A 24,348-nucleotide genomic window follows, 5' to 3' on the forward strand; every position below is an offset into this window, starting at 1 on the left:
TTAAGTGTATTGTTTCATGTGTTCTTCAGCTTTTACTTCAACGTTAAAAGCTGTTTTCATGGCACTTGCATCCATTAAGCCGTTATCAACCATCCATTTATCGTTAAATACTTTGCTTAAGTACGCTTTGCCGGAATCAGGCATAACAACAACGATTTTTGATGGTTTTTCTAATTTTTTCGAATACTCAATCGCACCCGCTAAAATTAAACCGCTTGAAGGGCCAACGCATAAACCTTCTTCAATCACTAAACGACGAGTTAATTGAAAAGCGTCTTTATCAGTTACTTTTACGCAATCATCGTAAATTTTTAATTGGCAGTTGTTCGGAAGCATATCTTCACCAACGCCTTCAACTTTCCAAGCACCTGGAGGATCAACGATTTTACCGTGATAGAATAAATCGTAGATAATTGAACCCACTGGATCAGTTACTAGAACTTTTGTATTTGGATTTTTCTCTTTTAAGTATTTACCAACGCCTGAAATAGTTCCGCCAGTGCCTACACCGCCAACAAATACGTCGATTTGACCTTTTGTTTGCTCCCATAATTCAGGGCCTGTCACATTATAGTGATAATCCATGTTATCCATATTGTGATATTGATTCGCATAGAAACAATTTGGCGTGTTTTCAGCGATTTTTTTAGCTACTGAATAGTGGCTTAATGGATGTTCTGGTTCTAAACCCATTGGAGTGACAACAACTTTCGCGCCGTAAGCACGTAACATCGCACGTTTTTCTTCGCTCATTTTTTCTGGAAGAACGAAAATACATTTATAGCCTTTAACAGCCGCTGCTAAAGCTAATCCCATGCCTGTGTTACCGGCTGTAGCCTCAACAATAGTACCGCCTGGTTTAAGTTCGCCGCGTTTTTCAGCCGCTTCAACCATATATTTGGCAATACGATCTTTAATTGATCCGCCTGGATTAAAATACTCAACTTTACCGAAGAATTCGTGTTTTGAACCCGCTGTAACTTTGTTTAAACGCACTAGAGGCGTGTTTCCGATGGTGTCTAAGATATTATTAGAGATTGATATCATGATTTGTCTTCTTTGTTTTGCTTGGTGTTTTTGTGTTCTTTTGGATCATTCCTGAGCCCAGCATGTAAGTCATAAGTTCTACCACATCGCCATTAAATGGAATTTTCAGGCGCTGACATAACTGTTGCACTTTTTTGGATTGAACATTTTTTTTCGTCAATTCAGAGACTAGTTCGAGGCATAATTCATTGTTTGTCATACTCTGAAGAAATTATCGTTTTCGCGCAGGCAAAACAAGGTGAAAAACCTATTAAAAAGCGAGCTGGCACAGTGTCGGCACCAACAACAAAATACAAATGGCCGGAAACACTAGAAAAACCAGTGGAATTTGCAAAAGCAGCGGAAGTTTCGCCGCATGTTCTTGGATATCCGCCTCACACATCTCGATTAAATCCGCTTCAATGGACTTAATGGGTTCGTAAATTGATTGCCCGCGAAGACCTGATTCAATCAATGTGATCAGCGCTCTATGTTGTGCGTTAAAATTGTTTAGGTCGCTAACCTGTGTTTTTTGCCAGATTTGCCACCACTTCATGAAGTTTTTTGAAAAATCGTCCTGAAACCCGCGTATATTCGCCGTACGCTGAACAAATTTCTGCAAACCCTGCTGCAATGACAGATTTTTTTCGATCGCGCGCTTAATATCCCACACTAAAATCAAACTGTTCGGTAAATTTAAATCGTCCATTTGATCTGACTTCCTTTTTTTAAAATAATCGTAAGACCCGCTGCCATCAACAAAAGCGAGACGACAATGACTGACGGATACTTTGTTAATTGCAGTTCTGCGATGGCAAAGAAAAGCAAAAATACATAAATAAGTGCCGCAACCACCGCTTGTGCGCGCACTTGAAGTGCTGAAAGTCTCGACCTATGTCGCAAACTATTTTGAATGCGTAATCCCCGCTTAAATTGGTCAATTTGATCAGAAACTCGCGTTGAAGAACGCAAAATAAAATAAATTTCTTCGAAATATTGTGCTGAAAACTTCTTTCGCGCGTAAATTGGCACCGCGCTTGCGTGATCGACATCAACATCGATGTAGTTCAGCGGTTCAAAAACAATTTTTTCGACGTGAGTGAGTGTTTGAAACACAAGTTTTGTTGATTTCAACGGTGATTGACCACCTTTAATATGCAGATTTATTGCTTCAAGAACCTTAATTTGCCCTCTGAAAAATGCTTTTTTCAAAAAAAATTCAAAATATATGTTCAAAAATATCAAGCTCAACAAAATTACGCCGATATAACACATGAACAACAACAAATGTTCTTTGAAAAACAGAAAATAGAGGCTCGGAATATTCAAAACGATGAACAGCAGTTTCCGAATTTTCGGAAAAATGATGTGAAAGATCTCAAGCCGATACACAAATCTGTCCGAAATGAATAATCCGAATATCGAAATCAGTAAAAAAAGCATTCAAACCTCGCTTTCACGCAAAAGTTTGATTGCAAGATAAATGCAACAATTTTTTTTGTTGACGGATTAAATCAATTTGTCGACAATTTTATTAAGGGAGACTGAAAAGTCACAACAACAACAACGTGGATGTAGAAATACGTTCACTCCGGAAGGAGCAACCATGGCTAAGAAAAAAGCAAAAAAAGCTACTAAAAAAGCTGCTAAAAAAACTACAAAAAAATCTACAAAAAAGAAAAAAAAGTAGATTCTTCTGTAAAGCAGAGGCTTTGGAAGGGCTAACGTAAGTTGGTCCTTTTTTTTTGCCCAAAGCTCTTCGAAGTTGTCTCAATATGTCTCTCAAATTGCATTTCGAATAAAAAAATAGGCCCTAGAAGGCCTATTTTGCGTTTAACAGTATTTTTTCAATTGATCTGACGACAGGAAGTCGTCAGAAGCTACAGCAGGATGCGAGTCCCGTCTTAGTAAAAGTAAGTTAAACCAACACCAGCTGTTGGAAGATAAACCGAGCTGTTAAGCTCTCCAAGCACCATTAATTCACCGTAAAAGTTTACACCTGATAATTCACCTTCAAGTTGGTTGTATTCTAAACCCATGCCACCAGCGATGAAGTTCGCTGAGAACTTATTTTCTTGGATTTGTTTTTCTGAAAGAACTCTTTTTAAGATATCAGAACTAGAAGCATCACCATCTGGAGAGTTGGCATTGAACCAATTCGCATATCCGACCTTAGTATATGGAGATAAGTAATTAGATTCATAATTATGTTTCCAGGCAATGTGAAATGTATTGTAAGCCTTGCCCATACCGATTCCGAAGCCTAAAGCATCTGCCGGTTTAAGATTAACTTCTAAATTAAAGCCAAAACCACCCGTTAAACCGCCTGTAGACACGCCTAAACCAAGTTTTTTGTAATTTTTAAGTTCATAATTTGAATCGTAAAGCTCTACACCTTCGTTATCGAACTTTTGGCTTCTTGAAAAAACAGATTGGTTTGAGCTTTCTGTTTCAGAAGATTGAGCGAAAGATACTGCTGTCGTTAAAAAAGCTAATGCAATAATAAGTGATTTCATGGCTGCGGCCTCTCTTTTTTAGGTTAGTTTAATCATTTTTGTCTGAATGGGAAACGATTTCTGCAAATCTTGATGCTTTTTAAAATTAAAAACTGCTCCAGAGCTGCGAACACGCTCGATGTGCGAAAGGCGCAGTGATTGCGTGATCCACCCCGATTTATTCGCTTCACCAACTTGCAAAACTCCATCATCCGGAAATCCCACATCAGGAGTTGCATAAAATCCTGCATAACCATAGTTAATATCAACTGCCGGCGACCATTTTGCTTCACCGATGGTTTGCGACACCACTAAATAGTTTTGATTTTCTAAAGCACGAGCTCTCGCCCCCAAATGCACACGGTAAGCCCCTTTTACGGTTTCAGTACAACTTGGCGCAAAAATAATTTGCGCCCCCGCGTGTGAAGCTGAAAGTGAAGGAAAAGAAAACTCGATATCAAAGCATGTTGAAATCGAAAACTTAACAAATCCAGTATCAAAAATTTTGATCACAGGTTCGCCCGCTTGCACATTCCACTCTTCATCTTCAAAACGCGTCATAAAAAACTTATCTTGAAATTCAACAGCACCGTTTGGTGCAAATACAAACACGCGATTTGTTGTTAATGTTTCATTTTGATAAAAAGGAAGACTTGGCGCGATGATATAAACGCCGTGCTTTTGTGAAAGCTCAGAAAAAGTTTTTTTAAACTCATCTATATATAGTAAGAACTTCTTCGCCTGTGATTTTAAATCCGCACGTTCAGCTTCAGAAAACAATGAAGTGATCTCCATGGCGCCATATTCTGGAAAAAGTAAGATCTGTGCTTTAGTTTCCACAGCTTTTTCCACCCAAGTGCGGGTTTTTACTTTCCACTGATCAATGTTCGCAAAAAAATCCAGAGGGTATTGTGCCGAAGCCACTGTTACACTTAACGATTCCATGATTTTATCCAATACTTCATATTTTTTTCTGTTTCATGGCTCTCACCGATATCAAGCCATTCGAATTTGGAAGTTAACTGAGAATGTCTTTGATAGCCGCGCTTTTGCCAAAACTCGTCTAAAGGCTGGTAATTCGCGGGTTTCAGCGGATGATCCACAGGTCTTTCCACAGCACAAAATGTCGTGAATTTAATTTGCGAAAAACTTAAGGCTACTTTTTCGCGTTCATCAAAGAACGCATGACCTAATCCCTGGCCGCGATATTCAGGTAATAAAATACTTTCACCGAAGTAGAAAAATTCGTCGATTTTTTTGCCTAAATCTAAGAACGGTTTTTTTACAAAATCATCTTCTTCGGTGAGCGGAAGAGCCGTTGCAACACCCACAATTTTATTGCCGTTGTTTTCATCAATAGCCAAAATAAAAGTGCCGTTTGGAGCCTTAAAATAACGGTCTAGATATTTAACTTCGTATTCAACTGACCCATCGTAAATATACGGAAAGTCTTTGAAAACTTTAATCCTCAGCGCTGCAATCTCTAAAAGATGTTCGCGTGCAAACGCTTTAGAAACTGGCTTAACTTTTATGCTCACTATTTCACCATTTCAATCCACTGAGGTAGATTGTAGTACGTTGTTACACGTTTAATTTTGCCTTCTTTAATTTCTAAAAATGACCCTGCCGGAACCACATATTTTTGGCCTCTCGCTGCAGGTAGTGAACCGTCAGTTTTTAAATAAGTGCCGTGCACATCAAATTCAGCAGCAACGCGGTTGGGGTTTTCACTCACGAAATAAGTCAGATTTTTAAGCTCTTCTTTATAGCAATTGTCCATATGAGCCATAAATTTAACGAAAGCCTCTAAGCCCACTTCTTTTTTGCCCTGATTAATGTCGTGCTCAATCTCAGGATGAAGTAATGCGAGCATGTCTTTAGTTCTGCCTTCATTAAAGGCTTTGAAGTAATTTTTTACGATATCTAGACTTTGATTTGCGCTCATGATTTCAACTCCTGCAATAGGCCAAAAACTTATCTGGGCTTGAGCTTTAAGATGATAAGTATTAAACCTGTTAAGTATTTAATTTTTAATTACAAAATCAAAAAAACAAACTTTTGGCAAAGCCAAAGTTTTTAAAATGTTTCCGGAGGAATTTTTCAATGGCATTCACAGCACACACAAGAAAAAAAATCGCCGTTATCGGCGCAGGTTTCGTAGGTTCAACAACTGCTCACTGGGCAGCGCAAAAAGAATTAGGTGATGTAGTTCTTTTAGATATCAACGAAGGCGCAGCTATCGGAAAAACTTTAGATTTAGCTCAAGCAGCTACTATGGAAATGTTCGATACAAAAATCAAAGGTACTTCTAACTACGCTGATATCGCAAACTCTGACGTTGTGATCATCACTGCAGGTATGCCACGTAAACCAGGTATGAGCCGTGACGAATTAATCGGTATCAACGCAAAAATCGTTAAAGATGTTTGTGCTGGTATTAAACAACACGCTCCAGACTCAATCGTTATCGTAGTTTGTAACCCAATGGATGTTATGGCGTTATACGCTAAACAACAATTAGGATTCCCGAAAGAGCGCGTTTTAGGTATGGGCGGTTGTTTAGATTCAGCTCGTTTCCGTACATTCATCGCTGAAGAGTGTGGCGTATCTTACAAAGACGTAACTGGCGTTGTTGTTGGTAACCACGGTGATGCGATGGTTCCTCTAGTTCGCACAGCTTCTGTGGGTTCAGTTCCATTAATCGATATGTTACCAGCTGATAAAATCGCTGCGATCGTTCAACGTACTAAATCTGCAGGCGCAGAAATCGGTGGCCACTTAAAAACTGGTTCAGCTTACTACGCTCCTTCTCGTGGTGCTGTTGAAATGGCTGAAGCGATTCTTAAAGATCAAAAACGTGTATTACCAGTTGCTGTTGAGTTAAACGGTGAATTCGGTGTTAGCGATAAAATGATGGTTGGTGTTATGTGCGTTATCGGTGGTAAAGGTTTAGAAAAAATCATCGACTACAAATTCAACGCTGACGAAAAAGCTGAGTTCGAAAAATCTGTAAACGCTGTTCGCACATTATGTGAAGGGTTAAAAACGGTTCAATAATGAATATTCATGAGTATCAAGCAAAAGAAGTTTTAAGAAATTTCGGAGTTGCTACCCTAAAAGGTAAATTAGCATTAACTCCAGATGAAGCAGTTGCTGCAGCTAAAGAAATCGGTGGATCAGTTTGGGTTGTTAAAGCCCAAATCCACGCCGGTGGCCGCGGTAAAGGTGGCGGCGTTAAAGTTGCCAAATCACTAGATGAAGTTCGCGATTACGCGACTAAAATTTTAGGTATGACTTTAGTGACTCACCAAACAGGTCCTGAAGGTAAAAAAGTTCACAAAGTATTTATCGAGCAAGGTTGTAACATTGCAAAAGAATACTACGTAGCTTGCTTAATCGACCGTGAAACTGGCCGTGTAGCAATGATGGCTTCTTCTGAAGGCGGCATGGATATCGAAGAAGTTGCAGAACACAATCCAAGCGCGATTAAAAAAGTTGATATCGATCCGGTAACAGGCCTTGGCGCTTGGCAGGCTCGTGAATTAGCTTTCGCTATCGGTATGGCTCCTTCAACGGTTAATAAAGCTGTTAAATTCATGATGGGCTTATACGAAGCTTTCGTTAAACACGATTGCTCTATCGCTGAAATCAATCCTTTAGTTGTAACTAAAGAAGATGATGTTATTTGCTTAGATGCAAAAATGAATTTCGATTCAAATTCATTATACCGTCAGCCAAAAATTTTAGAAATGCGCGATTTAACTGAAGAAGAAGCGACTGAAATCGAAGCTTCTAAGTTTGATTTAGCTTTCATTAAATTAGATGGATCTATCGGTTGTTTAGTAAATGGTGCGGGTTTAGCGATGGCTACTCTTGATATCATTAAACTTCACGGTGCTTCTCCTGCGAACTTCTTAGATGTTGGCGGCGGAGCAAATAAAGAAAAAGTAACTAATGCTTTCAAAATCATCCTTAAAGACAAAAACGTTAAAGGTATTTTAGTAAATATCTTCGGTGGTATCATGAAATGTGACGTGATCGCTGAAGGTGTTATCGCCGCTTCTAAAGAAGTTGGTTTAAAAGTTCCTTTAGTAGTTCGTTTAGAAGGTACTAACGTTGAGTTGGGTAAAAAAATCTTAGCTGAATCAGGTTTAAATATCATTCCTGCTAACGATTTAACAGACGCTGCTAAAAAAATTACTGCAGCAATTAAGTAGGTTTTAGATGGCTATTTTAATTAATAAGAATACAAAAGTAATGTGCCAAGGTCTTACAGGATCTCAAGGTTCATTCCACTCATTACAATGTAAACAATACGGAACACAAATGGTTGCAGGTGTTACACCAGGTAAAGGTGGAACTACTCACGAAGGTATTCCGGTATTTAACACTGTTAGAGAAGCAAAAGAAAAAACTGGCGCAACAGTATCTATGATCTTCGTTCCACCTCCATTTGCTGCTGATTCAATTATGGAAGCCGTTGATGCTGATTTAGATTTAGTGATCTGTATCACTGAAGGTATTCCAGTATTAGACATGGTTAAGGTTAAGAAATACATGCAAGGCAAACGCACGCGTTTAATCGGTCCGAACTGCCCAGGTGTAATCACTCCAGAACAATGTAAAATCGGAATCATGCCTGGTCACATTCACAAAGCTGGTCGTATCGGCGTTTTATCACGTTCTGGTACATTAACTTACGAAGCTGTTGGTCAATTATCAGCTTTAGGTTTAGGCCAATCAACTTGTGTTGGTATCGGTGGTGACCCAGTAAATGGCACAAACTTCATTGATATGTTAAAATTATTCAATGCGGATCCAGACACTGATGCAGTTATCATGATCGGTGAAATCGGTGGTACAGCAGAAGAAGAAGCTGCTGAATACATCAAAAAAGAATTCAAAAAACCAGTAGCGGTATTCATCGCGGGTGCTTCAGCGCCTCCGGGAAAACGCATGGGCCATGCCGGCGCTATCATCAGCGGCGGTAAAGGTACAGCCGAAGCGAAATTCGCGGCTTTAGAAGCTGCGGGTTGCAAAATCTCACGTTCGCCAGCGGACATGGGAACGACTCTTAAATCGATGCTTAAGTAATTAAGACAATAAATGCTTAATTTAAAAGGCATTTGTTAGTGAATCGCAAGGCTCTGTAGCAATACAGGGCCTTTTTTATTGCCATTTTATACCCCCCGGTTTACACCTAATCCGTAACCTAAAAACCTATTTAAAAGGAGCCCCACATGGCAATGGAAAGAACATTTTCAATCATCAAACCTAACGCAGTTAAAAAGAACGTAATCGGTGACATCATCGCTACTTTCGAATCTAAAGGCTTACGCATCGGCGGCGCTAAATTAGGAATGTTATCTCGTGAAAAATGCGAATTATTCTACGCTGAACACAAAGAGCGTCCATTTTTCGGTGAATTAGTTTCTTTCATGACTTCTGGCCCAGTTGTAATGATGTGCTTAGTTGGTGAAAATGCAGTTTTAAAAAACCGCGAAATCATGGGTGCAACTGATCCTAAAAAAGCTGATGCTGGCACAATCCGCGCTAAGCACGGTGATTCTATGGGCGAAAACGCTGTTCACGGTTCTGATTCAGTAGCTTCTGCTGAACGCGAATTAGCGATTTTCTTCGACAAACACGAATTAGTAAACATGTAATCTTGTTTTACGAACTGTGAAACGTCAGGAAAATAAAAATCCTATTTCTAAAAAAAGGGACTCTCAACTAGAGTCCCTTTTGCATTCTGAGCACGACATCACCATTGAAAAATTGGCGGTCGGCGGCTCGGGTATTGGTCGTATTGATTACCAAGATAAAAAATTGGTGGTCTTTGTTCCCAAATCCGCTCCTGACGACCTTTTGCGCGTTCGTATTACCCATGTTGAAAAAAACTTTTTAAACGGAGAAATCGTTTCAATATTGAAGGCGAGCCCGTTTCGCCGTGAAGCGCCGTGTCCTTACTTTAAAGACTGTGGCGGTTGTTCATGGCAGCACATTGATGAAAAACATCAAGTGGCGCAAAAAGAATTAATTCTTAAAGATCTTTTTAAAAAGTTTCTTCCGGAACAAAAGTACGACTTACTACCAACGGTAGTGACGTCGAATGTTTTCGAATACCGCAATCGCATTCAGTTAAAACAAATGGGCACAAAGCTTGGTTACTTCAAGCCAGAATCCCATGATTTAGTGGATATCGACGATTGCATGATCTCAGAAAAGCCTTTACGTGATTGGCTTAAGACGAACAAATCCAAAATTCGCCCAAGTGATAAGCTTTTAAAGCATGAATTAAAAATCAATGCTGAAGGCAAAGTTGAATTTTATAAAATCGGCGCCCAAAGCGAAGGTTTGTCATTTTCTCAGGTGAATCGTTTCGTGAATGACCTGTTAGTTAAGACTACTGTGGATTTGGCAAAAGGCACTAACCCGCGCTCATTGACTGAGTTTTATGCTGGGAGCGGTAATTTTACGTTCCCATTGAGCCAAATTTCTAAAGATTTGCAGATTGACGCAATCGAGCTAAATCCAGACCTGACAGCAAAAGCAGTTGATACCATCAAATCTCAAAAGCTTCATAAACAAATTCGCTTTTACACGACCAAATCTGAGTTATTTCCTCTGCGCAACACAATGTCGAGCGATCTGATTATGTTGGATCCCCCTCGCCAAGGCTGCGAAAAATCACTTTTAGTGAAAATCGCCGAAACAAAACCAACGTTTTTACTCTATATCAGCTGTCATCCAGTGTCGTTAGTGCGTGACCTTCAAGTTCTAAATCAAAATGGCTATCACTTTGAAATGCGCCATTTGCAAATCTTTGATATGTTCCCGCAAACTGACCACTTCGAGACTCTTTGCTTACTTGAATTAGCTTAACTCGAAAAGGTTGACTCATTTAGACTCTAAAAGTCTAATTGTAGGAGTATGTTTTTACTTCGTCTGTGTATCGTCATCTTTTTGTTTTCATCATGTGCGTCGTTATTTAAAAGCGATCGTTCAGAAGAGCGTGCACTTTTGCGCCAACAACTTGGCGTTTCATACATGCAACAAGGTAATTACCCCTTAGCGCTAAAAGAACTTTTAGAAGCCGAAGAATTAGATCCGAAAAATCCGCACATTCAAAACAACTTAGGTATGTTATATTTCGTGCGCGAAAAATTTGAACTTTCAGCAAAACATTTTTCACGCGCTTATGAGTTAGATAAAAAATTTACTGATGCTAAAAATAATTTAGCCCGCGTATACATCGAACTTAAGCAATTCGCGATCGCTCAACGTTTACTTGAAGAAGTGTTAACAGATTTAACTTACCAATACCCGATCAAGGCCGACATGAACTACGGTTTATTAGAATTTAACCGTGGTCGCTTCAAAGAAGCGAAAAAACATTTCAGAAAAGTTTTAATCCAAGACCGCGAAGATTGTTTCGCACAAGTATTTTTAGGCCGTTCGTTTTTAGAACTTAAAGAAAATGTACAGGCTGTTGACCAATTAGAAAAAGCAACGACATTTTGTAAGGTCATGGGTATTGATGATGCTCATTACTTTTCCGCAATTGCTTTGTACCGCACAGGCGACAAAGAACAATCGTTAGTGCGCTTTAAAGAATTATTAGATTTATTTCCTCAAGCCAAATATAGAGAACAATCAAAAAAAATGATCGACATCATCGAAAAAGGAACACTATGAAAATCACCGGAGAATTGCTGAAGTCAGAAAGAATCAAAAAAGATTTATCGATTCAAGATGTAGCCTACGCTTTAAAATTAAGTGTACGTATTATTACGGCGATCGAAAACGGTGATACCGATGATCTTCCGGCAAAAACATTTGTTCGTGGTTTCGTAAAAAGTTATGCCGACTATTTAAAAATTGATAGCGATGCCGTTTTAAAACAATTCCAAGAAGAAATGGGTTCTACTCACCCTGTACCAAAAACAATAGCGGCAGCCCCTGGCACAGCACCTGTTGCAGAAACTCCGGCACAAACAAGTTCTAAAGTGGCTTTCAGACAAAGTGTTGAATCAATCAACGGCAGTAAAATGGAAGGTGGCCTTAGCCGTAAAAACCTTATCTATTTCGCCGTTGTTACTTCATTAGTGATCGTGATCGCGGTTATTAACAAAGTAGCTAACCACTACCAAAATGAAATTCCGCAGGTCACTGATGCTTCAGCTGAAGGTGTTCCGGTTAACACAGAAGCTGTTGTCGCTTCTTCTCCAGCTATCGTAGCTGCTGAAACAGTTCCGACAAATGATCTTGTAAATGCTTTAGGTGCTTCGAGCACTTTAACAGGCGGTGTAGAGATTGCTTCTACGGCTTCAACAGCAGCGACAGCGGCAAAACCAGGAGCTTCTGCGGCAGCGACTGTTGCCCCAGCTTCAACAGGACCAGAAAATACAATGGCCGCTGAAAAATCAAAAGGCCAAGCGGTTGAAGTTTTAATCGAAGCGAAAAAAGATTCTTATATCGATTACGCTAAAGGCAACACATCTGACTTTAAACGTTTAACGTTAAAAGCAAACACTTACCAAATTTTAAAATCACAAGCTGGTCTTCACTTACGCGCAGCTGATGGCAGTGCGGTTAGCATTACAGTGAATGGCGTTAGCAAAGGCCCTATGGCTCCTGCTAATAAGTTTGTAGAAATGACTTTCTAATCGAGTGCTAAACAAGAAAATTTTTAACCTCATTGCGCTGACATTTTTTATCAAGCTGGTTGTCGCTCTGACATTCCCGCTTGTGGGCGATGAGGCATATTACTGGTTCTGGGGGCAAAACCTTCAACTCAGTTATTTCGACCACCCCGGTATGGTGGCCTGGTTATCGGCTCTAAGCAATTACCTACCGTTCGCCCCGAAATGGGCGGCTACTCGACTTATCTTTGTAATTTTAAGCACGATCACATTTTTTATCTGGCTGAAAGTTTTTCTTCGCCGCAGATCGCAGCTTGATTCAACGAATATCCATCAAGAACTTAATCTCTTCACAGCATTTTTAATGCTTAATCCGTTTTTAGGATTAGGAAGTATTTTAATTACCCCCGATGCCCCGCTACTTCTATTCTGGGGTTTAGCTTCTTATTACGTTTTAAAAATTTTAGAAGAGCAGAAAAGCAAAGACTATATTCTATTAGGTATAAGCCTTGGTTTGGGCTTTTGTTCTAAATACCATATTGTGCTTTTTCCGTTAGTCACTTTAATTGCTTTAGCCTTTGAAAAACGTTTAAAAGTATTTTTCAGCAAAAAAGTTTTTCTAACTATTATTTTCGGACTTTTATTTTGTGCTCCGGTGTTAATTTGGAATTTTCAGAATGACTTTGCCTCGTTTAAATTTCAGCTCAACCACGGATTTCAAGCACCAAAACCTTATCAACTTTGGTGGACAACATCTTATTTGGCGGGACAAATCTTAATTTTCAATCCAGTTTTGATGTTTTCATTGCTGTTTAATTTCAAAAAATCACTTTTTAAAATCAGCGCCTTAGGGCAATGGTTATTTTTTCTTTACAGTTCATTTAAAGCTAAAGTTGAAGCCAATTGGCCAATGACTTCACATGCAGCAGCTTTGGTTGATTTAGATACAAATAAGAAAAAAATCATTCGTTTTTCGTTAATCTATTACTTCGTTATTTGGTTGGCTGTTCCAGTTTTCTTTTTGACTGATTTTGGTAAAAACAAAATGCAGCAATTGCCTACCAGCTTAACCGTTTATGAAATCGCTCCGCAATTACAAGCTTATAAGCCTTTATACGGACCGACCTATCAGCTTTCAGCTTTATTTTCGATGTTAACAGATACCCCGGTTTATAAACTGTACGGTTTATCTCGTTATGATTTCTTTGATACTCTTCCGCAATCAAGACCTGAAGAAAAGAAATTTTACGTTCTTAAATATAAAACAACTGAATGGCCTATAACTTACTATGAATTTTCAAAAGTCAAAGTGGCCGAATTTCCTAAATATGATTTAGAGGTCTTTGAATTCAGTCATGAATAGAATATTTTTTGCTCTGACATTCGTAATGCTTTCATTTGCTGTGTATGGGTTTTATATTTCACAGTTTGAAATCAGAGTTATCCCACCCACAGCTAAAGTCGAAGACCAATCTGTTTTTTTATACGATTATAAAATGGCTTTTGATGTGTATTCACATCTTTCATCGGGTTCAGGCAATGTGTTATCTATCGCTGAAGAAGCTAAAAAAGCCCGTCTTAATTTTGTTTTAATTTCAGATACCAACAGCTATTACGATCTAGACACAGATAAGTATTTATCAGATGTCGGCATGCTTTCGGGTGCAAAAGTTTATGATGGCGCACGCCAGTTTATCTATTATTCACCGACGAATAAAAACTTCTTCAAAAAAACAGCTAAAGACTATGCGCAAGATACCAATGCCTTAATTGTTGAATCACACCAAATCACTCAGCCTTACGAATTATCCCGCTTAACCGAAGCTAACTTTGATGGTCTTGAAGTTTTAAATTTTAAAAGTATTGCGCAAAAGTCATGGAAAGAATCACGTCTATCAACAATTTGGAGTATTCTTTATTACCCGTTTAACCCCCGTTTGGCGTTAACTCGTTTATACAAAGAACCTTCTGCAGAAATCGCCATTTTTGACCAGCTTTCACAATTAAAAAAAGTGAGCTTCTTTGTCGGCGCTGAAGCTACGGCCCGTGCTATTCCTTTCGCTGATTGGTTAGTGAAGTTTCCAAGTTATGAAATGAGTTTTAATATTGCCAGCCAGCACGTATTTCTGACTTCAGAATTAACTGGCGATATCGCAAACGACGCGCAAAAAGTATTAACAGCACTTAAGCGCGGCCACTCTTATGTGGCTTTTGATGCTTTAGGTGATGCTACTGGATTTGAAAGTTATATTACTGAAAACCGTAAAAAGATTTTTACCGGTGAAGATATCGCCTTTACAAAAAATTTGCGTTTGTATTACAAACTTCCCGCTGAACCGATTCCTTTTTATGAAGTTGTTCTTTATAAAAACGGACAACGCATTGATCACTTAAATACATTTGAAGGCTTATTTCCGATTGATTCACCAGGCGTTTACCGCTTACAGGTTCGTCTAAGCCCGACGTTTCCGTTACCTGATGCCACAAAGTGGATTACTTGGGTTTACACGAATAATTTCTACGTTAATCCTCGGTAGGATTGGCGATAATAATTTCAAAATCAGTCGCGGCTTCAACCGGAAGCTCAATCTGACAGGCCAAGCGTTCTTGCGGAGTGAAGTTTCGCTCTTGTGCACGTTCGGCTTCTAGCTCTTCGCGCGGCTTGATATATTGTAAGCCTTTTGTCACAAAAATTCGGCAAGTTGTGCAGCTTGCAAAGCCACCGCAGGATTGGCTAATGCCAATTTTATGAGCGTTTAATAAATCTAACAAATTTTCTGTTTGTTTAAATTTAATCTCAGAAACGAACTCTAATTTCGCATCGTTATATTTTAAAACTGTCAGTGTTTTTGTTGAAAGACCCACCACTTATATGTAACAAATAGTTATACCGAAGGTGTACAAATAATATATGAGATTTATAGCTTTTGACTTAGAAACTACAGGAACTGTACCAGGCGTAGACCGTATCGTAGAAATCGGTGCCGTGCGTATCGAGAATGGCGTAGTTGATGCCGTTTTTTCAACTTTAATTAACCCACAAATTCCAATTCCACCGGGCGCAACTGCCGTGAATAAAATCACCAATGAAATGGTAGCCGGCAAACCATTAATCGAAGACGTATTGAATTCTTTTGCCGAGTTTTGCGGTAACGATGTTATGGTGGCCCATAATGCACCTTTCGACTGCCAATTCTTAGTATCTGATATCAAAAAATTTGAATCTGAAGCCCCTAAAGGTATCGTTGTCGATACTCTACCGATGTCTCGTAAACTTATTCCTGGTTTAGCAAACTATAAATTAGGTACTCTGGTGCAGCATTTTAAAATTCCTTCATCAGATTTCCACAGAGCGGAAGAAGACGCTACGTACTGCGGAATGGTTTTCTGGGAAATGGTAAAACGTTTATCTGTTGGTGGCCGTGCTCCACAGATTGAAAACTTAGTTCAATTAACTGGTAAAACAGAATTCAAGTTTCCACAAATTGAACGCCAACCTAAACAAATGGGTTTCTTGTTCTAATACATCACCGCTGCGCTGGTTGGTCGCCTTCCTGGGACAGCCTTTCTGACGGCATCGTGCCGTCAGAGCTTCGAATTTACTCTTTGGCTTTGTGAGCTATTGGGTAACGTCTTCCTCTTCCGAAAGAATGTTCCGTCACTTTTAAAATTGGTGGCGCCTGCCAACGTTTAAATTCAGTTTTCATCAACTGTTTTAAAAGCCATTTTTCAGTTTCAGTTTTAGCAGGTTTTTTCTTTTCCACCACGTTTTGTACAGCTTTATCTAACAACTCGTAAGGCGGAAGACTGTCCTGATCTTTTTGATTCGGACGAAGTTCAGCACTTGGCGGACGACGAATAATAAAATCAGGAATAATTTCGATTTCTTTATTGTAGTGCTCGCATAATTCAACGATTTGCTTTTTCGTTAAATCACCTAGTGGCGCAAGACCACCGCACATATCACCGTAAAGTGTAGCGTAGCCCGTTGCGTATTCTGATTTATTACCCGTCGTTAATAATAAACTTCCGGTAAAGTTTGAATACGCCATCATAAATAACCCACGAATGCGAGATTGTAAGTTTTCGTGCATTAGACCGAATTTTTCGACGTTAAATTCACCATCTAAAAGTGTTCTGATAAATTCAAACGTCGACTGAATCGACATGACTTTGAACTCTGCACCTAAGTTAACGGCAAGTTGGCGCGCATAAGTCATGCTCAGCTCAACATTATATTCCGTCGGCAAAGCAAAAAGTTTTACATTATTAGAACCAAAAGCATCAACAGCTAGAGCAGCAACTAAAGCTGAATCAATTCCACCTGACAATCCTAAGTGAACTTTACTGACGCCGATTTTTTGCGCGTAGTCTTTTAAACCTAAAACTAAAGCTTTACGTAATTCTTCAGTCGGAGTTTCAAATTTATTACTTGGGCTCCATGTCTCTAAAGTATTTAGATCAATGACATTCGTGTCTTCTGCAAAAGATTGGGCTTTGAATAAAATCTTATCTTTTGGCGAAACTAAAAAACTTTGCCCATCGTAAATAATTTCATCTTGGGCACCCACTAAGTTTACATACAATAAAGGGGCTTTAAAATGCTTCGCTGTCTGAGCTGCCATAAACTGACGTTTTTTAAATTTGCCGGTAAAAAACGGTGAAGCGCTCATGTTAATCACAAGATCGATTTTTTTCTTTGGTACTTTTAACAGCGGATTTTCAGCGTACTCAGAGCCTTCTTTCGTTGGCCAAGCCCACATGTCTTCACAGATCGTTAAGAAAAATTTCTTCTTACCGATTTGAAAGTAGTTTTGTTTTACATCACCTTGTTCAATAAAGCGGGCTTCATCAAACACATCGCCTGTCGGCAATAGTTGTTTTCTGAAAATTTTAACGATTTTATTTTTCTTACATAAAAAAGCGCTATTGAAATACGGACGACCTTTTTTGTTTTTGTTTTTTTCAAAACCACCCACAAGAATATGCACACCTTGTGGAATCGCTTTTAAGATTTTTTGTAAGGCTTTATTTTGCTGCGTGATTAAAGTTTCGCGCTCTAATAAATCAAAAGGATGATAGCCAAAAAGCGAAGCTTCGGGAAATACGATAAGCTCCGCTTTTTTTTCAGTTAATGTTTTAATGTGCGAGATAATTTTTTCGGCGTTAGCGTCGAAATCAGCGAGTGATGAATTAATTTGGGCTAGGGCTATGCGCATTGTGGTCCTCACGTGGAGCGTCTTGTTCTGCAATTAGAATACGCCCAGTAAAGCCATCTTGGTAGCCATGTTGGAATAAAATTTTAGTTTCTGGAAATTTCCAGCAAAAATAGCCCGAACCGTTATCAAAGTCGGCTAACCATAAGCCTTTAGGGCGTAAGCCTAAACGCTCAAGTTTGTTTTGCCATTTTTCAATGATTTGGTTGATGCGCGTTTGAAGGTCACGAGAAGCATCACTGTGTTTATCTTGAAGTGCTTCCACGCAGCCCATTAAGTATTTCACTTCTTTGCTGGCGTCATCGGTAATGCGGTAAACCAGGGGTAGAATCTCTTCTGCTTCCGCATACGTAAAATGCTTGTTCTTCTGAACGTTGAAAATCTCGATCAATTTAAGTCCCCTGCTCACGAAAATTTATGGACTCTTTATTTGCCAACTTACCTAAAGTTTCAACGAAGAAATCGGTGATTGTATATTATATAATGGCTAAAAAACTAGCTGCTATCCGAGTTCGAATAACCCAGTAATTGTCCCCCGAAAAAGATTACAAGAGCTACTATGATACCAATGATAAAGATCCATTTTACAATGGTTCCAAATCCCCAGCCTTCGTCTTTAGATTCTTCAACATACGCTATTGGTTCAGGGGGTGGTCGCATTAAGCCTGAACGTGGCCCAGGAAGGCTTCCACCTTCGGCTTTGGCAATAGAACGCGAGGTCGGTTTACGACTGATTGAGCTACGCGTAGATAATTTAGTAATTTGCTCCGCTTCATCCCCGAGGACAGCCCGATAACGCGATCTATCTCTGTAAATAATACGCGATTCGCGAGGCTTTCTTTTACGCCCACGGCCACCTTCTTCGTCGCCTTCGTCTTCGATTAAACGCTGATTACCATCTCCACCGGCAATCCCATCTGCTGTGCTTCGTCCCGCACGACGAGGTCTTGTATTCCCGCTCTGTTCACCGCTACCACCGCCACTGCCATTACCGCTGACAGCATCTCTGTCGCCACGGCTACTATCGGAAGAAGAAGAATCGCTTGAGCTTCCATTTGAGCTCGATGAATTAGAATTAGAGCTCCCTTTACCGCTGCCGTTTTTACCACTACCCCCACCGGCATTGCCGCTGGCGATCGGAGGTCGGCCTTCAGCCACAGTGAAAGGTTTAAAGCCTGATTCACATTTATAATCTGAGCTTAAGTGTTTTTTCAGGTCATCATTTCTGATACCCAGTGTCGGCAACTCGCCGTAAGCCATAAGGCATTCTGTATATTTTCCTAAATAATTATCTATGAAGCTACTCATGCCACTGAAGGCACCCTTCATAATAAAAATAATAGCTACGGCGATTGAAACAATAAGAATATATTCGACCACAGCCTGACCGCTGTTTCGACCACGCAATAGTAGGCCGATTTTGCGTGCTCGCAAAATTGAACGTCTTGTTTTTTGTTCTAGCTCTTGTTTCACCTATGAACTTATCGGAAGATAAGGGCAATTGGTGAAAAATATGAGACGATTTTTATTAGTTTTTTCTATCTGCATTTGTTTAATTTGTATCAATCTGGCACAGGCCCAGACCACGACACAGCCTCAACCACCAGTGCAAGTCACAGTTCCCTCATTTAATCCTGGAAATACACAAGGCGCTGCACAGCCTGTGCAAAATGGATCTGGTCGACCTGCTATCACTTCAGCCCCAGTGAGCGGTAAATATTACGAGTACCAATCATACTGTCGTGCTCCTCTTGAATTTAAATCTTTGCTTTCTGATTCTGAATTTCAAATGGCTCTTGAGCCGTTCAAAACCACATTTAACGCGAAAAAAACTTTCGCCAATTTTGAACCGATGATCGATTTTTTAATTAACGAAGGTCGCACTAAAGACGCCCGTTCAATGGTGATCGAAAACAAAACATTACTGACAGCTCCACAAGACAAAGCACTACAGGCACGTATCCTCATCGCCGATCGTAAATACCGTGATGCCGTTTCAATCTTGGATTCAGTTACCGATGAAGGCAAAAATGACTTGATGATTTTAACCGAGTACTCGCGTGTTTACCGCAAACTTGGAAATTTATTCGAAGCTAAAAGCGCCCTGCAAGATGCGATGAAAATCGATAAAAAAAATGTGAACAAATATCTTTTAGATCTTTGCATTTTAGAAACGGAAGATTCGAATCATGGCGAAGTTGATACTGTCTGCCCGCGAGTGATTAAGTCATTTCCAAAAGACAATTTAGCCCTGATTTACTTAGGAATTTCTCAACGTGAACGCATGAACTATAAAGACGCGCAAAAACAATTCGAAAAATCCGCTCAGATGGAAAAAAACGAATTTGCTTTAACGTGTTTGGGTGAGGTTTTCTATTTACAAAAAAACTACGGCAAAGCCATTGAGGCTTTTAAAGGGGCAACAGAGGCTGAGCCCAAATCAGGCCGCGCTCAGTTAGGCGCAGCTCAGTCGTTATATCAGCTTTTACGTTATGACGAGGCTTTACCTTATTTTATTAAAGCCTGTCAGCTTGATAAGTCTTCGGCGGTTCGCTTTAGAGAGGCCCTGGCGCCCCTAGAGGCCGCTAAAATGAAGGCTTCTACGGCTTACTACCATGGAATCCAGCAGTGCGCCGGATTCCATTAACACGCGCTACTGAACGATTCCACCGATTAAATCGTATTCCATACTTTCAGTGATTTCGACTTTAACGATATCACCGATTTTGGCTTCGCCATCATTGATTAAGACAACGCCATCAATTTCAGGGGCTTGCTGTGAAGTACGGCCTTGTAATAATAATTCAGTTTCTTCAGAGTAACCTTCAACTAAAACTTCAACTGTTTTACCAATGAAAGCTTCGTGTTTAACTTTAGAAATATTTTGCTGAATCGACATTAAAGCATCGTGACGGAAATCTTTGATGTGATCTTCGATTTGGTCAGTCATTTTGCCACCTGGAGTGTTTTCTTCTGGTGAATATTTAAAACAGCCTACGCGGTCAAATTGTTGCTCTGACACGAATTTTAATAACTCTTCAAATTGCTCGTTTGTTTCACCAGGGAAACCTACGATGAATTGCGTACGAATCACCGCATCTGGAATTTCCGTACGGATACGTTTTAACGCCACTTCGATTTCTTCGCGAGTCATCTTACGGTTCATTTTTTTAAGAACGTCGTTGTTGATGTGCTGTAATGGCATATCAAAGTATTTTACAAACTTAGGATTTGATTTCATTAAATCGATAAGCTCTTGCGTGATTCCATCTGGATATAAGTAAAGCATACGAATCCATTGGATACCATCTACTTCAGCTAAAGCTTTTAATAATTCAACTGGAGATTCTTTCGCGTTTGGATCTTTACGGCGTAAATCCCAACCGTAATCTGTGAAATCGTGAGAGATAATGATTAATTCTTTAACGCCACCCGCAGCTAATAATTTAGCTTCGTTAACGATATTTTGAATTGTACGTGATTGTAAATTACCGCGGATTAATGGAATTGCGCAGAACGCACAACGCTTCATACACCCTTCAGAGATTTTTAAATACGCTCTGTGTTTTGGTTGTGAATTTACACGCGGAGTAGCTTCTTCCTGAAGGTATGTTGGTAGGTTGAAGAAAGTTTTTTTCTTTTCACCAGCATCATGGTTTTTTAAGATCTTTGCGATATTCTGGAATTCGCCGCTGCCAACGAATAAGTCAGCTTCAGGTAAACCTTCCACTAATTCATCTTTATAACGTTGAGTTAAACAACCAGCTACAACCACTTTTTTAATTTGGCCTTGTTCTTTTAAAGACGTCATATCCAAAATTCTTTGGATAGATTCTTTTTTTGATTCTTCGATAAAACCGCAAGTGTTCACAACAACCGTGTCAGCGTCTTCAGCATCGGCTACAACTTCGTAACCGTCTTTCATAAGCGTTCCCGCCATGATTTCGCTATCAACTAAGTTCTTAGGGCAACCTAAGCTAATAAAGTGAACTTTTTTAGGAGAGTTTTCAGTTTGGTTTTGGTTCATTGGCTTACGACCTCATCAGATTTAAGAGCATTGTATTTAAATAATTTAGAAGAAATTTCTGTCGTATAATTCGGCTTTTCAAAATTGATTTGAATTTCTGAACCCACGTCATCTAAGTAAGACATCTTTTGTAAAGCTTGGTCTTTTTTAGAAAACACTAAAGTCATCGGCTTTAATGTTTTGGCTTTATCTTCAAGAACCAAAGTTAAAATGTCATTATCAACAGAAACTGTTTTAGTTTTAAAATTGGCAAAGAATTTTTTAGGATTACCAAAAAGATTCGATAAAAGACCTAATTGGTTTTTGTCGTTCACTTTAAGTAAAATTACTTTTCTTTTTCCATCCGGATCAAGTTCTTGGTCAGGATAAGAAATTAAATAAGCTTTTTTGCCATCAAAAATCATTTCTGATTTTTTTTCGCCTTCAAGTGATAAATTTAATTTACCCGTTTGGTGGGTCATTACACCTTTATCAGCTGTTTTAGTACCTAACGCTTTTTTCTCAGTCAGCATTTCAAGTTTGATTTGCACGCCTGATTTTTGATTATACTTTTTTAAAATATTTTCGGCCTGCGTTTGATCGCTCACTTTAGCTTTTGATTTCGCAGCAGCAATGCTTACAAACGGCATTAAAACAATAGCCGCAAGCAAAACAAAAATTTGACGAATTTGAGAGTGAAATTGCATGCCTTTGGTATATCAGATGCTGCGCTTTTCAACAACGGTAATTACTCAAAGTTCACTCTGATAGCCTCACGGTAAAACGCGGTCCATAGTTCGATGTTTTCCAGACACACTTGGTGGTTTTTTAAAACATTATATGCGGCTTCATACGAAGCTCCTGTAGTAATGACATCATCCACTAGCACGATTGCCGGGGCCAGACGCAGACGCTCTGTAAATTCTTCAATCAGGGTAAAGGTGATTTTACGACGTTCCGTCTTGGATTTTTGCTTTTGCTCAAGCGAATCCAAAGCCGAAGTTTGCAGAGCTTCGATGACTTCACCCCCCAATTGTTCGGCCAAACCTTGCGCCAAATAAAGCGAATGTTTGCGCTTTTTACGACTCGGAATCGGAATAAAAATGACATTATTTTTGAGGTGTTCTGGCGGCACAAAATAGCGTGAAAGCTCATGCCAGAGCGGTTCTGCCAGCGGTGATTTAAGTAAATACACATAGCTCGACAACAAACTGCTTTCTCCAGGAATCCAGTTAAATAAAAAACGAAATCGTAATCCGGATTCGGGAACTGTTGCGGCTTCAACCTGTGAATAGAGATAATGATCAAGAATATGATATTCACAACTTAAACAAAGCCCGCGCGCATGCACAACAAGCGAACCACAACCTACACAATCAACGATGAATAACCGGTAAAACCAAAAACGCAAAAATTGCCACATCATGTGCGGTTAATTTGCAAATATGTGGCCAGATTTTTTAATTATATATTGTGATACGGAATACGTTTGATAATTGTAAATGCGCGGTAGATTTGTTCAAGCGCCACAGTTTCAGCAACCAAGTGGTTCATCACCATTTTTGAGAGTGAAACTTTAAGTTGTGCGCGGTTTTTAATATCGTCAGAAACGCCGAAAGCGCCGCCGATAATAAACACTAAACGTTTTTTTCCAGACATTTGCGCTGTTTCAATTTGTTTTGAAAATTGTAATGAATCTAAGTCTTTGCCTTTTTCATCAAACAAAATCACATAATCATCATTGGTGATTTTTTTTAGTAAATCTTCTGATTCGTGTTTTTTCTTAGAGGCAGCATCATCACGATCCGTTTTTGATGATTTCAGCGAAATCACCTCAAACGGAATGAATGGATTTAATTTTTTAGTGTATGTGGCAACCGCGTGGTCAAACCATTCTTCTTTGGCTGTTTTAAAGTCAAATAGAACGGCTTTCATAATTATTTTTGGCCAGTTTTATCAGTGAGTTTAAATTCCTTACCGTCTTTCCAAAGTTCTTCCATACGGTATTCCTGACGAACGAAATCATAAAATAAGTGAACGATTAATGGACCGTAATCCACAACAACCCAACGGCCTTCGTCAACACCTTCAACACCTAATGGGTAAACGTTGAATTCTTCTTTTACGGCCTGAACTAAGTTTTCAGCCATAGAAGCTGCGTGACGAGTACTTGTACCAGAAGCGATTAAAGTAAAGTCTGTTGTAGTTGAGCTGTTACGAATGTCGTAACCACGAACGGCAATACCTTTTTTATCAAAAAGCACCTGCGCGCAAAACTCAGTGAATTTTTCGTAGTCGCTGATTTTTTGGTTCGCTTGACGGTATAATTTGTGTTCTTTGATATAGCTTTCTACAGCTAGTGGTAAGAACTTATCCACAGGACGACCTACGCGTAATTTTTTGCGCAATTCAGACGAAGAAATATCCATGTCTTGTAAAGTTAAGAACTCGATTGAACGGCCCGTTGTTAATTCAACCGCACCGAAATCGCTTTCAGCCACTAAACCTGATAAGAAAGCTGGAAATTCAGATTCAGTTTCAGGAATTTGGTAACCAGGACGAGTTGTCACAACCAAATTTACTTCAGTAAGAATTTTTTTAAAGTCTTTCCACTCGTTGAAAGTTTCAAAGTTATCCGCACCGATAATTAAATATAAGTCTTTTGATTCGTATGTTTTGCGTAATTCTTTGATCGTGTCGATTGTGTAGCTTTTGCCACCACGTTTTAGTTCGATATCATCAATCACGAATGCATCGCCGTAAGTTGCAAACGCTAGTTTTGCCATGGCTAAACGGTGCTCGTCGCCAATTTTTTCAGTAGGAACTTTTAATGGGTTTTGACTGTTTGGAATGATATGGATTTTATCAAAACCCATTTTCTTTTGAACTGTCGTTAAGCTGTTTACATGACCATTGTGTGGAGGATTAAAACTTCCGCCGAAAATACCGATTTTCATCTT

The 24,348-nt window shown here is 39.4% G+C and carries 29 protein-coding genes; 12 read left to right on the forward strand and 17 right to left on the reverse strand.

Annotation, left to right across the window (positions count from 1 at the left end):
- From ACKWCF_RS15635 to ACKWCF_RS15650, 4 genes are read right to left on the reverse strand one after another with little or no spacing between them, the layout of a single operon-like run.
- Nucleotides 1-1,047, reverse strand: coding sequence for a PLP-dependent cysteine synthase family protein (locus ACKWCF_RS15635; protein ID WP_409478540.1), 1,047 nt, complete (start codon nt 1,045-1,047; stop codon nt 1-3).
- On the reverse strand, nt 1,031-1,246 hold the full coding sequence (locus ACKWCF_RS15640; RefSeq protein WP_409478541.1) for a hypothetical protein: 216 nt from the start codon (nt 1,244-1,246) through the stop codon (nt 1,031-1,033). Before ACKWCF_RS15640 ends, ACKWCF_RS15635 begins: the two co-directional genes overlap by 17 nt.
- A 51-nt stretch (nt 1,247-1,297) precedes the next feature.
- The gene (locus ACKWCF_RS15645; RefSeq protein WP_409478542.1) at nt 1,298-1,735 is read right to left on the reverse strand and encodes a hypothetical protein; all 438 of its coding nucleotides are present in this window, start codon (nt 1,733-1,735) and stop codon (nt 1,298-1,300) included.
- A complete protein-coding gene (locus ACKWCF_RS15650) occupies nt 1,723-2,469 on the reverse strand; it encodes a hypothetical protein (protein ID WP_409478543.1) in 747 nt (248 codons plus the stop codon). Before ACKWCF_RS15650 ends, ACKWCF_RS15645 begins: the two co-directional genes overlap by 13 nt.
- Before the next feature lie 76 nt (nt 2,470-2,545).
- Here ACKWCF_RS15650 and ACKWCF_RS15655 point away from each other — a divergent pair, with 76 nt between their 5' ends.
- Nucleotides 2,546-2,716 carry a hypothetical protein gene (locus tag ACKWCF_RS15655; protein WP_409478544.1) on the forward strand — a complete coding sequence of 57 codons (171 nt, stop codon included), beginning with the start codon at nt 2,546-2,548 and terminating at the stop codon, nt 2,714-2,716.
- A gap of 214 nt (nt 2,717-2,930) precedes the next feature.
- Here the strand turns inward: ACKWCF_RS15655 and ACKWCF_RS15660 are convergent, their stop codons facing one another.
- The 4 genes from ACKWCF_RS15660 to ACKWCF_RS15675 are packed head-to-tail and all read right to left on the reverse strand — an operon-like array spanning nt 2,931 to nt 5,466.
- Nucleotides 2,931-3,542 (reverse strand): hypothetical protein, encoded by a 612-nt coding sequence (locus ACKWCF_RS15660; protein ID WP_409478545.1) that lies wholly within the window; start codon nt 3,540-3,542, stop codon nt 2,931-2,933.
- Between the two features lie 18 nt (nt 3,543-3,560).
- Nucleotides 3,561-4,466: a carbon-nitrogen hydrolase family protein gene (locus ACKWCF_RS15665; RefSeq protein WP_409478546.1), complete on the reverse strand. Its 906-nt coding sequence runs from the start codon at nt 4,464-4,466 to the stop codon at nt 3,561-3,563.
- Nucleotides 4,454-5,059 (reverse strand): GNAT family N-acetyltransferase, encoded by a 606-nt coding sequence (locus tag ACKWCF_RS15670; RefSeq protein ID WP_409478547.1) that lies wholly within the window; start codon nt 5,057-5,059, stop codon nt 4,454-4,456. Before ACKWCF_RS15670 ends, ACKWCF_RS15665 begins: the two co-directional genes overlap by 13 nt.
- The gene (locus ACKWCF_RS15675; protein ID WP_409478548.1) at nt 5,059-5,466 is read right to left on the reverse strand and encodes a nuclear transport factor 2 family protein; all 408 of its coding nucleotides are present in this window, start codon (nt 5,464-5,466) and stop codon (nt 5,059-5,061) included. Before ACKWCF_RS15675 ends, ACKWCF_RS15670 begins: the two co-directional genes overlap by 1 nt.
- A gap of 158 nt (nt 5,467-5,624) precedes the next feature.
- Here ACKWCF_RS15675 and mdh point away from each other — a divergent pair, with 158 nt between their 5' ends.
- From mdh to ACKWCF_RS15720, 9 genes are all read left to right on the forward strand, one after another.
- Nucleotides 5,625-6,578, forward strand: coding sequence for a malate dehydrogenase (gene mdh, locus ACKWCF_RS15680; RefSeq protein ID WP_409478549.1), 954 nt, complete (start codon nt 5,625-5,627; stop codon nt 6,576-6,578).
- Nucleotides 6,578-7,738, forward strand: a complete 1,161-nt coding sequence (sucC, locus tag ACKWCF_RS15685) for an ADP-forming succinate--CoA ligase subunit beta (protein WP_409478550.1) — start codon at nt 6,578-6,580, stop codon at nt 7,736-7,738. Before mdh ends, sucC begins: the two co-directional genes overlap by 1 nt.
- 7 nt (nt 7,739-7,745) lie before the next feature.
- Nucleotides 7,746-8,615, forward strand: a complete 870-nt coding sequence (gene sucD, locus ACKWCF_RS15690; RefSeq protein WP_409478551.1) for a succinate--CoA ligase subunit alpha — start codon at nt 7,746-7,748, stop codon at nt 8,613-8,615.
- Between the two features lie 146 nt (nt 8,616-8,761).
- Nucleotides 8,762-9,187 (forward strand): nucleoside-diphosphate kinase, encoded by a 426-nt coding sequence (gene ndk / locus ACKWCF_RS15695; protein WP_409478552.1) that lies wholly within the window; start codon nt 8,762-8,764, stop codon nt 9,185-9,187.
- A 79-nt stretch (nt 9,188-9,266) separates the two neighbouring features.
- Complete coding sequence (locus tag ACKWCF_RS15700; protein WP_409478553.1) at nt 9,267-10,406, forward strand: class I SAM-dependent RNA methyltransferase; 1,140 nt, start codon at nt 9,267-9,269, stop codon at nt 10,404-10,406.
- A gap of 48 nt (nt 10,407-10,454) precedes the next feature.
- Nucleotides 10,455-11,219, forward strand: coding sequence for a tetratricopeptide repeat protein (locus ACKWCF_RS15705; RefSeq protein WP_409478554.1), 765 nt, complete (start codon nt 10,455-10,457; stop codon nt 11,217-11,219).
- A complete protein-coding gene (locus ACKWCF_RS15710; RefSeq protein ID WP_409478555.1) occupies nt 11,216-12,190 on the forward strand; it encodes a helix-turn-helix domain-containing protein in 975 nt (324 codons plus the stop codon). Before ACKWCF_RS15705 ends, ACKWCF_RS15710 begins: the two co-directional genes overlap by 4 nt.
- 82 nt (nt 12,191-12,272) lie before the next feature.
- The gene (locus ACKWCF_RS15715; protein ID WP_409478556.1) at nt 12,273-13,529 is read left to right on the forward strand and encodes a glycosyltransferase family 39 protein; all 1,257 of its coding nucleotides are present in this window, start codon (nt 12,273-12,275) and stop codon (nt 13,527-13,529) included.
- Nucleotides 13,522-14,703 carry a hypothetical protein gene (locus tag ACKWCF_RS15720; protein ID WP_409478557.1) on the forward strand — a complete coding sequence of 394 codons (1,182 nt, stop codon included), beginning with the start codon at nt 13,522-13,524 and terminating at the stop codon, nt 14,701-14,703. Before ACKWCF_RS15715 ends, ACKWCF_RS15720 begins: the two co-directional genes overlap by 8 nt.
- Here the strand turns inward: ACKWCF_RS15720 and ACKWCF_RS15725 are convergent.
- Nucleotides 14,690-15,031: a 2Fe-2S iron-sulfur cluster-binding protein gene (locus ACKWCF_RS15725; RefSeq protein WP_409478558.1), complete on the reverse strand. Its 342-nt coding sequence runs from the start codon at nt 15,029-15,031 to the stop codon at nt 14,690-14,692. The genes ACKWCF_RS15720 and ACKWCF_RS15725 overlap by 14 nt on opposite strands.
- 46 nt (nt 15,032-15,077) lie before the next feature.
- Here ACKWCF_RS15725 and ACKWCF_RS15730 point away from each other — a divergent pair, with 46 nt between their 5' ends.
- The gene (locus ACKWCF_RS15730; RefSeq protein ID WP_409478559.1) at nt 15,078-15,689 is read left to right on the forward strand and encodes a PolC-type DNA polymerase III; all 612 of its coding nucleotides are present in this window, start codon (nt 15,078-15,080) and stop codon (nt 15,687-15,689) included.
- A 76-nt stretch (nt 15,690-15,765) separates the two neighbouring features.
- Here the strand turns inward: ACKWCF_RS15730 and ACKWCF_RS15735 are convergent, their stop codons facing one another.
- The 3 genes from ACKWCF_RS15735 to ACKWCF_RS15745 form a co-directional block, all read right to left on the reverse strand.
- Nucleotides 15,766-17,385, reverse strand: a complete 1,620-nt coding sequence (locus tag ACKWCF_RS15735; protein ID WP_409478560.1) for an NAD+ synthase — start codon at nt 17,383-17,385, stop codon at nt 15,766-15,768.
- Nucleotides 17,360-17,773 carry a DUF2203 family protein gene (locus tag ACKWCF_RS15740; protein WP_409478561.1) on the reverse strand — a complete coding sequence of 138 codons (414 nt, stop codon included), beginning with the start codon at nt 17,771-17,773 and terminating at the stop codon, nt 17,360-17,362. Before ACKWCF_RS15740 ends, ACKWCF_RS15735 begins: the two co-directional genes overlap by 26 nt.
- A 104-nt stretch (nt 17,774-17,877) precedes the next feature.
- On the reverse strand, nt 17,878-18,855 hold the full coding sequence (locus ACKWCF_RS15745) for a hypothetical protein (RefSeq protein ID WP_409478562.1): 978 nt from the start codon (nt 18,853-18,855) through the stop codon (nt 17,878-17,880).
- 40 nt (nt 18,856-18,895) lie between these two features.
- Between ACKWCF_RS15745 and ACKWCF_RS15750 the strand changes: the two genes are divergently transcribed.
- Nucleotides 18,896-20,029 carry a tetratricopeptide repeat protein gene (locus ACKWCF_RS15750; protein ID WP_409478563.1) on the forward strand — a complete coding sequence of 378 codons (1,134 nt, stop codon included), beginning with the start codon at nt 18,896-18,898 and terminating at the stop codon, nt 20,027-20,029.
- Between the two features lie 6 nt (nt 20,030-20,035).
- Here ACKWCF_RS15750 and rimO read toward each other — a convergent pair whose 3' ends face one another.
- Genes rimO through nadD form a run of 5 tightly spaced genes read right to left on the reverse strand, consistent with a single transcriptional unit; the run spans nt 20,036 to nt 24,345 of the window.
- Nucleotides 20,036-21,409 carry a 30S ribosomal protein S12 methylthiotransferase RimO gene (gene rimO, locus ACKWCF_RS15755; RefSeq protein ID WP_409478564.1) on the reverse strand — a complete coding sequence of 458 codons (1,374 nt, stop codon included), beginning with the start codon at nt 21,407-21,409 and terminating at the stop codon, nt 20,036-20,038.
- On the reverse strand, nt 21,406-22,095 hold the full coding sequence (locus tag ACKWCF_RS15760; protein WP_409478565.1) for a LolA family protein: 690 nt from the start codon (nt 22,093-22,095) through the stop codon (nt 21,406-21,408). Before ACKWCF_RS15760 ends, rimO begins: the two co-directional genes overlap by 4 nt.
- Before the next feature lie 41 nt (nt 22,096-22,136).
- The gene (locus ACKWCF_RS15765) at nt 22,137-22,814 is read right to left on the reverse strand and encodes a ComF family protein (RefSeq protein WP_409478566.1); all 678 of its coding nucleotides are present in this window, start codon (nt 22,812-22,814) and stop codon (nt 22,137-22,139) included.
- 38 nt (nt 22,815-22,852) lie between these two features.
- A complete protein-coding gene (locus ACKWCF_RS15770; RefSeq protein ID WP_409478567.1) occupies nt 22,853-23,323 on the reverse strand; it encodes a 23S rRNA (pseudouridine(1915)-N(3))-methyltransferase RlmH in 471 nt (156 codons plus the stop codon).
- 2 nt (nt 23,324-23,325) lie between these two features.
- Nucleotides 23,326-24,345 carry a nicotinate (nicotinamide) nucleotide adenylyltransferase gene (nadD, locus tag ACKWCF_RS15775; protein ID WP_409478568.1) on the reverse strand — a complete coding sequence of 340 codons (1,020 nt, stop codon included), beginning with the start codon at nt 24,343-24,345 and terminating at the stop codon, nt 23,326-23,328.
- Nucleotides 24,346-24,348 lie beyond the last annotated feature (3 nt).

It is taken from the genome of Pseudobdellovibrio sp. HCB154, from assembly GCF_046267985.1.
Taxonomy (GTDB): domain Bacteria; phylum Bdellovibrionota; class Bdellovibrionia; order Bdellovibrionales; family Bdellovibrionaceae; genus Pseudobdellovibrio.